This is a genomic window from Pseudalkalibacillus sp. Hm43 (assembly GCF_054170705.1).
On record NZ_CM135129.1, the window covers coordinates 3154300 to 3167073 of the forward strand.

At 43.2% G+C, this 12774-nt stretch carries 16 protein-coding genes; 13 read left to right on the forward strand and 3 right to left on the reverse strand.

From position 1 onward, the window contains the following. The first annotated feature begins 50 nt into the window (after window positions 1–50). The 6 genes from ACXQIQ_RS16410 to erpA all read left to right on the forward strand — a co-directional run bounded on the left by ACXQIQ_RS16410 (window position 51) and on the right by erpA (window position 3896). Window positions 51–287 carry a YuzB family protein gene (locus tag ACXQIQ_RS16410; protein WP_226547054.1) on the forward strand — a complete coding sequence of 79 codons (237 nt, stop codon included), beginning with the start codon at window positions 51–53 and terminating at the stop codon, window positions 285–287. A 423-nt stretch (window positions 288–710) separates the two neighbouring features. Then, on the forward strand, window positions 711–1931 hold the full coding sequence (locus tag ACXQIQ_RS16415) for a NupC/NupG family nucleoside CNT transporter (protein ID WP_439301298.1): 1221 nt from the start codon (window positions 711–713) through the stop codon (window positions 1929–1931). Between the two features lie 151 nt (window positions 1932–2082). Beyond that, complete coding sequence (locus ACXQIQ_RS16420; protein WP_439301297.1) at window positions 2083–2313, forward strand: hypothetical protein; 231 nt, start codon at window positions 2083–2085, stop codon at window positions 2311–2313. A 15-nt stretch (window positions 2314–2328) separates the two neighbouring features. Next, on the forward strand, window positions 2329–3228 hold the full coding sequence (gene dapF, locus ACXQIQ_RS16425) for a diaminopimelate epimerase (protein ID WP_439301296.1): 900 nt from the start codon (window positions 2329–2331) through the stop codon (window positions 3226–3228). A 54-nt stretch (window positions 3229–3282) separates the two neighbouring features. Continuing rightward, window positions 3283–3462, forward strand: a complete 180-nt coding sequence (locus tag ACXQIQ_RS16430) for a Spo0E family sporulation regulatory protein-aspartic acid phosphatase (RefSeq protein ID WP_439301295.1) — start codon at window positions 3283–3285, stop codon at window positions 3460–3462. A 62-nt stretch (window positions 3463–3524) separates the two neighbouring features. Continuing rightward, window positions 3525–3896 (forward strand): iron-sulfur cluster insertion protein ErpA, encoded by a 372-nt coding sequence (erpA, locus tag ACXQIQ_RS16435; protein ID WP_439301294.1) that lies wholly within the window; start codon window positions 3525–3527, stop codon window positions 3894–3896. A 390-nt stretch (window positions 3897–4286) separates the two neighbouring features. Here the strand turns inward: erpA and ACXQIQ_RS16440 are convergent, their stop codons facing one another. Continuing rightward, a complete protein-coding gene (locus tag ACXQIQ_RS16440) occupies window positions 4287–5279 on the reverse strand; it encodes an NAD(P)/FAD-dependent oxidoreductase (protein WP_439301293.1) in 993 nt (330 codons plus the stop codon). Window positions 5280–5562: 283 nt separating this feature from the next. Between ACXQIQ_RS16440 and ACXQIQ_RS16445 the strand changes: the two genes are divergently transcribed. The 5 genes from ACXQIQ_RS16445 (at window position 5563) to ACXQIQ_RS16465 (ending at window position 9311) form a co-directional block, all read left to right on the forward strand. Then, entirely contained in the window at window positions 5563–6762 is a 1200-nt protein-coding gene (locus ACXQIQ_RS16445) for an NAD(P)/FAD-dependent oxidoreductase (RefSeq protein WP_439301292.1), read from the forward strand. 230 nt (window positions 6763–6992) lie between these two features. Next, on the forward strand, window positions 6993–7478 hold the full coding sequence (locus ACXQIQ_RS16450; protein WP_439301291.1) for an NUDIX domain-containing protein: 486 nt from the start codon (window positions 6993–6995) through the stop codon (window positions 7476–7478). A gap of 140 nt (window positions 7479–7618) precedes the next feature. Next, window positions 7619–7756, forward strand: a complete 138-nt coding sequence (locus ACXQIQ_RS16455; protein ID WP_226547046.1) for a YuiA family protein — start codon at window positions 7619–7621, stop codon at window positions 7754–7756. Between the two features lie 117 nt (window positions 7757–7873). Further along, a complete protein-coding gene (locus ACXQIQ_RS16460) occupies window positions 7874–8197 on the forward strand; it encodes a YuiB family protein (protein ID WP_226547045.1) in 324 nt (107 codons plus the stop codon). 415 nt (window positions 8198–8612) lie between these two features. Continuing rightward, window positions 8613–9311 (forward strand): 3D domain-containing protein, encoded by a 699-nt coding sequence (locus tag ACXQIQ_RS16465; protein WP_439301290.1) that lies wholly within the window; start codon window positions 8613–8615, stop codon window positions 9309–9311. Between the two features lie 31 nt (window positions 9312–9342). Here ACXQIQ_RS16465 and ACXQIQ_RS16470 read toward each other — a convergent pair whose 3' ends face one another. Together ACXQIQ_RS16470 and ACXQIQ_RS16475 are read right to left on the reverse strand one after the other, a co-directional pair. Beyond that, a complete protein-coding gene (locus ACXQIQ_RS16470) occupies window positions 9343–10173 on the reverse strand; it encodes a cobalamin-binding protein (protein WP_439302000.1) in 831 nt (276 codons plus the stop codon). A 12-nt stretch (window positions 10174–10185) separates the two neighbouring features. Beyond that, window positions 10186–10668 (reverse strand): divergent PAP2 family protein, encoded by a 483-nt coding sequence (locus ACXQIQ_RS16475; RefSeq protein WP_439301289.1) that lies wholly within the window; start codon window positions 10666–10668, stop codon window positions 10186–10188. A 118-nt stretch (window positions 10669–10786) separates the two neighbouring features. Between ACXQIQ_RS16475 and ACXQIQ_RS16480 the strand changes: the two genes are divergently transcribed. Further along, window positions 10787–11170: a DUF309 domain-containing protein gene (locus ACXQIQ_RS16480; RefSeq protein ID WP_439301288.1), complete on the forward strand. Its 384-nt coding sequence runs from the start codon at window positions 10787–10789 to the stop codon at window positions 11168–11170. Between the two features lie 52 nt (window positions 11171–11222). Further along, complete coding sequence (locus tag ACXQIQ_RS16485; RefSeq protein WP_439301287.1) at window positions 11223–12722, forward strand: leucyl aminopeptidase; 1500 nt, start codon at window positions 11223–11225, stop codon at window positions 12720–12722. The last annotated feature ends 52 nt before the right edge of the window (window positions 12723–12774 follow it).

Consider the following 12774-nt stretch of genomic DNA (forward strand, 5'->3'; position numbering starts at 1 on the left):
TATGTTCATAAGGTTGTAGGATAAGTATGGAAAGAAAGGGTGGTTGAAAAATGAGGCCAATCATCGAATTTTGCGTAAGCAACTTGGCAAATGGATCTCAAAGAGCACGTGAAGTCCTTGAACGCGATCCAAATCTAGATGTGATTGAATATGGTTGTCTCGGGAATTGCGGTCAGTGCTTCCGATCACCTTATGCATTAGTGAATGGAGAGTACGTCCCAGGCGAAACGCCCGATGAACTCGTCGACAACATATATCAATATTTAGAAGAAAATCCGATGTTCTAATTCTCATATAGATGGAAAAGAAAATCCCCGCCGTAATGGTGGGGATTTTTTTATTTTTGAACATGACTCTTGGTTGCGCACCCCGAAATCGAAAAAATACCGAGATCCCCCCCCGCAAATAACTCTTTATTCGGTTTCATACCCTGATAGGGTGGTATAGAAGAGTGGATGAATATGCCTCCTCGCTTAAGTGGTGAAATTCTTTGGATATCTATAAGGAAGAAGGGGAATCTAACGGTAACTTCAAACATTGAAAACGCTTTAGGAAGATTTTGGACCATTTGAAACAATTCTGAAAATAATTAAAGCACTTGTTTTTTTGTCGAATTCTGTTACATTATTTATGTTGAATGTTAGATGTCAGACAACATACCTCGACGGAAAAAGAAAGCGTTCACAATACATTAGGGGAGTGAAGGATTTATGCAACAATACATTTGGGGGATTGGCGGAATTCTTACGATCTTGCTGATTGCCTTTCTTGTATCGAACAATAAGAAACGTATTAGTTTAAGAACCGTTTTAGGTGGTCTAGCGATCCAGATTGGATTCGCGTTGATCGTTCTGAAGTGGGAAGCTGGTAAAGCGGCATTGAAAACAGCTTCAATGGTCGTTCAAAACATCATCAACTACGCGAACGAAGGAATTCAGTTCCTATTCGGTGGCTTGGTAGCTGAAGATAGTGGAATCGGATTTATTTTCGCATTCCAAGTATTGACGATCATCATCTTCTTCTCATCTTTAATCGCGGTATTGTACTACCTAGGTATCATGCAATGGGTTATTCGTTTGATTGGTGGAGCGATCTCTAAGCTTCTTGGAACAAGTAAAGCTGAGTCTCTTTCCGCTACTGCAAACATTTTCGTAGGACAAACTGAAGCACCACTTGTAATCCGTCCTTATCTTGCAAAAATGACGCAATCAGAACTCTTCGCAGTTATGGTTGGGGGACTAGCTTCTGTAGCTGGTTCAGTATTGATCGGGTACAGCCTTCTTGGAGTACCGCTCGAGTACCTACTAGCGGCAAGTTTCATGGCTGCACCAGCAGGTCTTGTCATGGCGAAGATCATCTTGCCTGAAACAGAAGTATCTGAAACGACAGACGAAATCAAAATGGAAAAAGATGAAGAAACAGTCAACGTCATTGATGCTGCCGCTCGTGGTGCATCTGACGGATTGAAGCTTGCTTTGAACGTTGGTGCAATGTTGCTTGCATTCATCGCATTGATTGCTTTGATTAACGGACTTCTTGGATTTATCGGTGGATGGTTCGGAGCTGAAGGACTTTCTCTAGAACTGATCCTTGGATATATCTTTGCGCCATTTGCATTCATCATCGGTGTACCTTGGGACGAAGCAGTTCGTGCAGGTAACTTTATCGGACAAAAGCTCGTATTGAACGAATTCGTAGCGTATTCTTCATTCGCACCAGAAATTCCAGAGCTGAAAGACAAGACTGTTGCGGTTGTCAGTTTCGCGCTTTGTGGTTTCGCAAACCTTTCTTCACTTGCGATCCTACTTGGAGGACTTGGTGGAATTGCGCCAAACCGTCGTCCTGACATTGCAAAACTAGGTGTGAAAGCGATCATCGCCGGATCACTTGCAAACCTACTAAGTGCAGCAATCGCTGGTATGTTGATCTAATAATAGATCTTGAATAGTGTAAAAGCTCTCCGTTCTGAACGGGGAGCTTTTTTTAGTGACGTTTTTATTACAGGCTGTCCGAATTCATTGTCAGAAATCGTAAAGCTGATTATACTATACAAATAAAGAAAAAGAGCAGGGGGAAAATGGCATGTCTTCTTTCCGGAACACTTGGCCGTATGAGCGGATGATGAAAGATATCTATATACAAACATGTCCATATTGCAGTAAGGAAAACATATTGACGAACTTGAAGGAAGAAGACCTCCAACATGCGATGGAAGGCTTCCGAACATATTTGATCATGCCATGCTGTAATACGAAAATGACGATTTTGAAAGCAGACGAAGATTACTTCTGGACGACAGAACAACTGCGCTAATTGGAGGAGCATCCTATGAACCAGTTCAATTTTACGAAAATGCACGGACTAGGTAACAACTACATTTATGTGGATACATTCAAAGAAAACCTACCGGAAGAAGAGCTGTCTTCCATTGCGATTGCAGTTTCGAATCCGCATACCGGAATTGGGTCTGATGGCCTCATCCTGATCGGAAAGTCGGAAAAGGCACATGTCTTAATGAGGATTTTTAATAATGATGGTTCCGAAGCGAAAAATTGCGGGAATGGTTTAAGGTGTGTAGCCAAATATGTATATGAAAACGCCATCGTGCATGAGGAGCATTTTACAATTGAAACCTTAGGTGGCGTTGTACAGGCTCAAGTTCACCCAGTAGATGGTGAAGTTACACAGGTGACGATCAATATGGGGGAACCGCGATTAAAAAGATCGGATCTTCCTATGGTCGGAAAAGGACATCCTGATGACGAAGTTTTAGAGGAAACAGTAGAGGTCGAAGGTCAGACCTTTCAAATGACCGGTGTTTCCATGGGAAATCCACATGCAGTCTTTTTTATCGAGGATATTGAAAAAGCACCTGTCACGACGATGGGTCCTATATTGGAAAAACACGAAAATTTTCCAGAAGGTGTGAATGTGGAATTCGTCGAAGTGGTAAATGAGAAAGAAATGCATTTTCGGGTATGGGAACGAGGCTCTGGGGTAACGCAAGCCTGTGGAACCGGTGCTTGTGCTGCGGTAGTAGCAGCTGTTTTGACAGGTAAAGCAGAGCGTGGAGAAGAAACGGTCGTTCACCTATCAGGTGGAGATCTCCACATCACATGGTCGTTGGACGGAGAAGTACTCATGACTGGCCCAGCCGTCACCATTTGTGATGGGACCTACTATTATAAAGGTAAAGACTTGAAAAACCAGGGAAACTTTACGATATAAAGAGTAAGCACTTCGTTTTTAATAATGGGGTGTATTATAGGAGTGGTGAGTCGCATGATCAAGACATCCAAAAAGACCCTGTTTGAAAGATATAACGAACAAATCGAGTGCCTGAGGGCTGAAATGATCCGCACAGCACGTGTGCTAGGACTGAATCATCCGAAGGTCTTATATTATAGTCAGGAAATCGATCGCCGTCATAACGATCTTCTTCGTCTGAAAGAGGATATGTAACGAATTGTCAGTCCATGAAGGTTGAGGTTCAATCTTTGCCCCTGTATACTATATATAGAGGTATGAAAGGAGTGATTCCATTGATCACAATCACAGAATCTGCTGCAAATCAAATCAAGCAAATGATGGCTGCTGAAGAGGAAGAAAATCTTTATCTTCGCGTTGGAGTTCAAGGTGGAGGCTGCAGCGGTCTTTCATATGGCATGGGCTTTGATACAGAAGTAAAAGAGAACGATACGAAATACGACCAGCACGGAATTGGTGTCATCGCTGACCCGGACAGTGTAAAGATCCTTCAAGGTGTCACGATTGATTATAAAGAGAACATGATGGGCGGAGGCTTCACGATCGACAATCCGAACGCCATCGCATCATGCGGTTGCGGCTCATCCTTCAAGACAGCGACGAACGCTGGTACGCCTGAAGAGTGCTGATATGGAATACAAAGAGTTGACCCCTAGAAGATGGGTTCAACTCTTTATTTATTTTCGCGGGAATTGGTCATACTAACTGTAAAAAGGAGATGACTGTAATATGGACGACAAGTCTGCCCGCGACCGTAAAATCATGAACGCAAACTTCCTAGTATACGGCCTCATTTTAGCCATTCCTTTTATCGGATTACTCGCCTTTTTGTTGTACTACAATTTGTAAAAGCAGAAACCTTCATTCCCAGATGGAATGGAGGTTTTTTATTGAGTAAGAACATCTTGCAGGGGGCGATCTCCGGATTTAAGCGAGATCGGGGTGTGAAAGAGCCTCTAACTGGTATAACGGGGTAAATAAAAAGGTTCCGATCATGATCGGAACCTTCTTAATTCATATTAAAACAAGCTTGTACTATGCATTGGTTGTACTTTTGCTTTCGGATCGATATATGCTTTCGCATTGTTGATCGCCGTCGGTGCTTCACCAAATCCAGTCGCAATCAATTTCACTTTCCCTTCATATGTACAAACGTCTCCAGCTGCATAAATGCCAGGTATGTTCGTTTCCATACGTGAGTTGACGACAATGGAGTTCTTCTGGATGTCCAGACCCCATTCTTTTATCGGACCAAGAGATGAAATGAAGCCGTAGTTGACGATCAAGGAGTCACATTCAATGACTTCTTCTTTCTCCCCTTTGGATTCCTGCAAGACGACCTTTTTCACGCCATTCTCATCTCCAATGACTTCTTTCACTTGGAAAGGTGTCTTGATGGAGACCTTTGAGTTCATCAATTGCTCGACGCTGTGTTCGTGTGCACGGAACTTATCACGACGGTGTGTCAATGTGACTTCCTTCGCAAGTGGCTCAAGCATGTTTGCCCAATCGACTGCGGAATCTCCGCCTCCACAAACAACGACCTTCTGGCCAGCAAAAGCATTGAGATCTTCTACGAAATAGTGAAGGTTCTTCCCTTCATATTCTTTTGCATTCTCATGCTCAAGACGTCGAGGTTGGAAAGCACCAACGCCAGCGGTAATAATTACCGTTTTGGAATAATGTGTTTCCTTATCCGTAGTGAGTCTGAACGTTTTGTCTTCCATTCGCTCTACTTTTTGTACAGATTGCTCTAAAGCTACAGATGGGTTGAACTGAAAAGCCTGCTCTTTCAAATTATCAACGAGATCTTGTGCAAGTACTTTCGGAAATCCTGCTACATCATATATGTATTTCTCAGGATAAAGTGCCGCTAATTGTCCTCCTAATTGAGGCATACTCTCGATGATCTTTACCTTAAGCTGTCTCATGCCTCCGTAAAATGCGGTGAATAACCCTGTCGGCCCTCCACCTATGATCGTTACATCATAGATATCATGTTGCTCGGTCATATCATTCTACACCCCCAGTTATCTGTTGTTGTACTCATTATAAGCTTAATAAAGGATGAAGAAAAGGGAAAAACTGTGTAATAGGGTGGTCGACAAAAAAGTTGCGTGCTATGGGTTGAAAAAATCGAATAAAAGCACTAAACTTGACAATGGGACAATTACGGAGATTTTATGACATTTTGCGTTAAAGTACGTGAAATACGTAACAAACTTTATGGTTCATTTTCGATGCTGCACGCATTTGTCCAACGCTATATAAAAAAGAAAAGGGTGGATGAGAGATATGAGTAGACCAAAGATCGTCATTCTCGGTGCCGGATACGGCGGGATCATGACAGCAACTCGTCTCACAAAAGAATTAGGAATGAACGAAGCGGAAATCACGCTCGTTAATAAGCACAATTACCATTACCAAACAACTTGGCTTCACGAGCCAGCTGCAGGTACGTTGCACCACGATCGTACACGCATGGCGATCAGTGATGTCATCGACACGAACCGCATCAACTTCGTTCAAGACACAGTCGTTTCCATTGATGATGCAAACAAGACCGTCAAATTGGAAAACGGCGAACTGACATACGATTACCTTGTCATCGGACTTGGTTTCGAATCTGAAACATTTGGAATTCCAGGTGTTAAAGACTATGCGTTCAGTATTCGAAGTGTAGATACTGTCCGTAAAATCAAAGAACATATCGAGTACTTATTCGCTAGTTACAATAATGAAGACAACCCTTCTGAAGGCATGTTGAACATCGTTGTAGCAGGTGCAGGATTCACTGGTATCGAGTTCATCGGTGAGATGGCTGACCGTATTCCTGAGCTTTGTGATGAGTTCGACGTACCACGTGAAAGAGTTCGTTTGATCTGTGCTGAAGCTGCTCCGACAGTGCTACCTGGCTTTGACGAAGAACTCGTCGAGTACGCTGTGAACCTTCTTGAAAGTAAGGGCGTCGAGTTCATGCTTGGCACTCCGATCAAGGAAGTCACTGAAGACAGTGTCGTTCTTGAAGAAGAAGAAATCAAAGCAGACACAATTGTTTGGACAACAGGAATCCGCGGTAACTCCATCGTTGAAAACTCTGGTTTTGAAACGATGCGTGGCCGTGTGAAGGTTGAGAAAGATCTTCGCGCTCCTGGTAAAGATCACATCTTCATCGTCGGAGATTGCGCATTGATCATCAACGAAGAGATCAACCGTCCATACCCACCAACTGCCCAAATTGCGATCCAACAATCCTTTACGGTTGCACGCAACTTGAAGGCATTGATCAACGGTGGCAAAATGGAAACATTCGTACCGGACATCAAAGGTACAGTAGCTTCTCTTGGTAAAGGTGAAGCAATCGGTAAAGTCGGCAACAGAAAGCTTTACGGAGCAACTGCAGCAGCGATGAAGAAGATCATCGACAACCGTTACCTCTACCTACTAGGTGGAATTCCACTCGTCATCAAAAAAGGTAAGCTCAAATTATTCTAATAGAAGTTTGATACGATCAAGAGTGAAGTCGTGATGAGCGGCTTCGCTCTTTTTTACATAGTGGCGAAACTGCGTTTTGGATTATAATTTTTGAATTTGGATTATAAATTCTGGTTTTGGATTATAAATTCTGATTTTGGCTTATAATTTTGGATTTTGGTTTATAAATCCTGATTTTGATTTATATTTTCTATATAGAGACAGTTTGCATAGGTAGGGAGGAACCGAAAATGAGCAGAAAACGTGAAAAAGTTTGGCTTTCCGTTGCAGGAATCATTGAACATGACAATCAATGGCTTGTCGTGAAAAAGAAATACGGTGGACTTAAAGGCAAGTGGTCCTTTCCTGCTGGCTTTGTCGATGAAGGGGAAACGATTGATGAAGCGGTAAAACGTGAAGTACGGGAGGAGACCGGCATCATTGCAGAAATCACGGGTGTAATCGGAATCCGCTCTGGGGTCTTGAATGAAGAAATCAGCGATAACATGGTCATTTTCTCAATGGATGCGATTGGTGGCGAATTGAAGCCGCAGCAGAGCGAAATTTCGGAGGTCGGATTTTTTTCTAAGACAAAATTATTGAACGACCCATCATCTTCACTCATGATTCACTTTTTTCTTGGTCAAGACCCTTCCAAAAACGGCTTTTCGACACACGATTTGAACCCTGGAACGCAGTTTGGGTACACGAATTATAAGATTTTCAATATCCGTTAAAAACGTTTGAAAACGAAACATTGTGGAAGAAAAAAGCTCGTGTATACGTTTACATGAACCAATATGGACTAATATCAGATTTTTCAAAAAACTACAGAGTTGGTATATTATCAGAAAATTTAAATAAAGAGGTGTCTATCATGAACAAAGAACAAAAGCATCGCAGTCCTCAAACCGTAACTTGTCAGTATTGTAAAGGGGTAGGGTATTTCCAGCTATTGCTTGGTGGATCTGAAACTTGTGATCATTGTGGAGGCAGTGGCAGGAAGCACATCTGAAACTTATGACAGGTTTATGAACAACTGAGAATAACGCACTGGATCCCCTTTCGCTAGCATTGACTCTGCAACTGATAATGCAGTAAACTAGTCAATGGATATAAAGGGGTGACCAGTATGCCGTTAACCATTCCGACCTTGATCATCTCCATGCTGTTGTTCATGGTTTTGTTCTTTGGAATAGGCTTTCTTTTGAACATGTTGTTAAGAATGACTTGGGTTATGGCTGTTCTTTATCCCGTTGTTGTAATCATGATCATTGACGATGTACCGTTTTTTGATTACTTTGCAGCACCAGGAACAACCTTCCAAGAATTGATAAATAAAATAATTCTATTGCACTTTTCTGATATTCTAATTCTCTTATTCGGCTTACTCGGAGCGATTTTATCGGGCATTACGATCAAGATGCTCAGAGTCCGAGGATACCAGATGTTCTAATTGAAGACCGTATAGGATATGAGCTATGAGAAGACTGTCGAAACCATTCGACAGTCTTTTTTATGTTTACTTTTATATACAACGGGAACAAACCATAACTGTCGGCTGTGCCGACTGTAAATCAATGCCAATCCGTGCTGACCAGTACCAGGTACGCGAAGAGAACCCTACTGCTTGCTGGTGTTCTAAACGGTACCAGGTACCATCTAAGAAGTGTTGATACATAAGGATTTCTGAAGAGTACCTGGCACCGTCTCAAAAGCGTTGACACCAGTGGGTTTTGAAACGGTACCTGGCACTGCTCACCCCCATTCTGGAAGAATATTCAAATAGTCTGTATTTTTCGTCTTTGGACGGGCTTCATGAATACTTTCTTCCGTTTTTGGAAAGGATTAGGCGTGAGAGGAGTGAAAAGATGCAGTTTACCAAAACCATTCTGAAACGCTCTCTTATGACTTGTTTATTTGTAATTGCATTATTCACGACCATAGGGAAAGTTTCAGGAGTCGAAGCTTCGGGACTTGTGAGTTTCGCAAATTCGAAGGAATTCACAATCGATACGAAAGCTTTGGAGCATGTGAAAAAGACAAGCAGCTTCATGATGAAACAGCTGTTAAGCGTCAAAAACAAATCGCTGCAGCTATCATCGAGCGCATTGGCAAAAGGAAAGACATTAGAAGATACCATAGATACGGATCGTTATCCAAAGGTGAAGGTAGTCGCGACGGGGTACACGGCGGGAGTCGAGTCGACCGGTAAGACGAAAGAACACCCTGCCTATGGGATTACGAAATCCGGTGTAAAGGTCCGGCGAGACCTCTACTCGACGATCGCTGCGGATACGAGGGTTTTTCCAATCGGAAGTATCCTTTGGATTCCTGGATACGGCTACGGGGTTGTAGCGGACACAGGCTCAGCCATCAAACAGAAGAAAATCGACCTCTATTACGAGACGGTAGATGATGTGTATAAAAAATGGGGCAAAAAAACCCTTGATGTCTATGTGATCCACCGTGGTGAAGGGAAGTTGAGCGAAAAAACGCTCACCGCCCTCAATGAACAGGAATCGATGCAAGTGTTCCGAGAGCAGATGTTCAAGCCGAAAGATACTTAATCGTATATGTAAAAAAAGGACTGGCTCACTATCAAGCCAGTCCTTTGCTCATTTTCAATAGAGGATCTTCCTCATCCTCGTAAACGGGATAATCATCCGGATGGATGATGGAAGCAATCTTCTGCAATCCGATCAACAGGCGAGGTGAGGGTCTGCAAAAGTAAGGTTCCTCCAACACATGCACATGATTCATCTGCATCGCCTTCATTTGATCCCAATCCGGTCGTTTATCGAGGATCTTCGGGTTGACCTTCTGCTTCCGCACACCTACCCAGACGAGACAGATATGGTCCGGTTCACGTTTCCGAATCGTTTCCCAATCCGTCTGGACACTTGCAACATCTTCATCTGCAAAACAGTTCTCCGCACCGGCAAGCTCACTGATCTCTGTCAGCCAATTCTCGCCACCAGGTGTAAAAGCAGGCTTCGGCCACCATTCCCAATACAAAGAAGGTTTTTCGGTCACCGTCCTCGAAATTCCTTTATACTCTTCAATCACATTTCGAAAATGAGCAACAATCTGTTTCGCTCGTTCTTCAAAGCCAGTCAGTTCTCCAAGCTTCAGGAGATCGTCTGCAATTTCATCAAGGGAGTTCGGATTGAATATATGGTACCGGATCCCTCTTTCGTCAAGTCGTTCAATGTTCTTTTCCATACCTGGTACACTGAGCGAGGCTAATACAAGGTCAGGCTCTAACGCTTGCAAACGATCCATATTGATATTCAAGTCTGGACCTAACCTTGGCAGTTCTTCAATTTCTTTCGGCCAGTCAGAAAAGTCATCCACTCCGACAAGCGAGGAGGTCAAGCCTAAATAGGCAACCAGTTCGGTATTACTCGGACAGATCGATATGATTCGAATATGAATCCCCTCCTATTGGACAAAACCGTAAAAAATCGCTAAGCTTAGACCGATTCCAAGCAGGGCGCCGAAAAACACTTCGCTCGGACGGTGCCCTAACAGTTCCTTCAGTTCTCTTCTCTTTTCTTCTTCGTTCTTTTTCGGCCAATTCTTGATTTCCGTCGTCAAGTGCTGGAAATCTCTGACCAACTGGTTCAACACGATCGCTTGCTCGCCGGCCTGCCAGCGCACACCTTTCGCATCATACATGACAATTATGCTGAATACTGCAGTAATGGCAAATAACGGTGAACCGACCCCTTCCACCAAACCGATGGATGTCGTCAGTGATGTAACGCCGCTCGAGTGGGAGCTCGGCATTCCACCTGTACTGAAGAATAAACCCCATTCGAGTTTCCGTGTGGAAATATACATGATCGGAATTTTAATCAATTGAGCGAACAGTATGGAAAAGATCGCACACCATAATGGAAAATTCGTTAATAAGTCCTCCAAGAAAGCAACTTCCTTTCATCTAATCCTAAATTTAGTTTACCATATCGTTTATTCATTCATTACCCCGATTTAGAAATACATATGCAAGTGATAACATATAGTGGCAGGGGGAGATTGCATGCGTTCAAATTATCCGATGGAATACTATGAATTCTTCGTCAGCTTTAACGAGGGCGATTATTATACATGTCATGATTTGATTGAAGAAATCTGGATGATAGACAAGCAGAATCTTTTTTTAAAAGGCTTATTGCAGATGTCTGTCGCGATTTATCACTATGAATATGGTAATGTAAAAGGAGCAAGGCAAATGTTCCAACGAGCTCAGGAGTGTTTCGAGCCTTATCCTGACGTGTTTTGGGGACTCGACACGAATGAATTGCGTGTTTTTGTGAAAAAGTGCTTGCATATACTGCCGGATATCGATGCTGTTCCTTATGAAAGAACAAAGGAACTCCCGGCACTGCCGAATATTTATTTGTATTTACAAGATGATGTTTAGGTAATCGAAATATTTCGATATAATGAGGAAAAGAGATTAGAGGGGGAATTGGATGTTTACAGTCAAAAAAGGGTTAGATGTGAGACAAGATATACATACGTTGGTTGTCGGAATCTATGGTGATGACAAAAAGCCGACGGGAATCGCAAGTGAAATTGATAGCGCTTTAAATGGCCATATCAGTGAACTGTTCAAAAGCGATGACCTTTCTGCAAAACTGAAGAAAGTGACACGCATTCACACGCTAGGAGCACTTGGTGTGAAGACCATCTATTTCGTTGGATTAGGATTACGCAAAGACCTTAATTACCGTAAAGTGAGAGAGGCTTTCGGTAAAGTCGCAAAAGAATTGAAGCAACACAAGCAAGAAGAAATCGCCATTGCGATGGATTCATTCTATTCCGAAGCGGTTGAGTTCAAGCAAACGGTTCATGCGCTATCCGAAGCATTCATGCTTGCGACATATCAATTTGAAGATTACAAGGAAAAGAAGAATGAAAGAAAGTATGAGTTGAAAAGGATTGAACTCTACTCAGAAGAAGATGAAGCAACAATTGATTACGCCCTGAAGAGTGGGGAAGCGTATGCTGCAGGAACGAACGTAGCACGTGATCTGGTCAATACGCCAGGAAACCTGCTTACACCAACTGACCTTGCGGCTCAAGCTGTAAGTATTGCTCAAAAGCATGGTTTTGAATACGATGTACTCGAAGAGTCGGACATGAAAGAACTCGGAATGGGTGCTTTACTTGGTGTCAGCCAAGGGTCAGATCAGGACGCGAAATTGATCGTCGTCAAATACAAGGCAAAAGAGAAGTGGGAAGACGTCCTTACTTTTGTAGGGAAAGGTCTCACATTTGATGCAGGTGGTTACTCCTTGAAGCCTGCCCTGAACATGCACGAAATGAAGTCTGACATGGGCGGAAGTGCTGCGGTTCTTGGAGCGATGGAGTCGGTCGGCCGATTGAAGCCAGACGTGAACGTCATGTTTGTCATTCCATCCAGTGAAAACCTGATTAACGGCTCTGCAATGAAACCAGGAGATGTTCTGACGTCCATGAGCGGTAAAACGATCGAGATCACGAACACGGATGCAGAAGGACGATTGATTCTAGCAGACGCGATCACGTATGCAAAAGAGCAAGGTGCATCTTACCTGGTGGATCTCGCTACACTTACTGGAGGTGTCGTCGTCGCATTCGGTGACATTGCATCCGGTGTGATGAGCAATGATGAAGCGTTCTTCCAGAAATTCGAGCAATGTGCGGAAGAAGCGGGAGAGTATGTATGGCGACTTCCGATGTTCGGACCGTACAAGAAAATTCTACGCATTAGTAACGTAGCGGATTTCGTCAATTCTGCCGGTAAGAATGCACACCCTGTTCAAGGTGGTGTCTTCCTATCCGAATTCGTGGAGGATACACCATGGCTTCACCTTGATATTGCTGGAACAGCATACAGCAATAAAGCGAGCGACCTCGGGCCAAAAGGTGCAACAGGCGTCATGACTCGTTCGATCGTCAAGCTCGTTGAAAAATTCGCAGCGAAATAAATAGCTTAACCAACCCTTCCGACTACAGTCGGAAGGGGTTTTTTGTACTTCC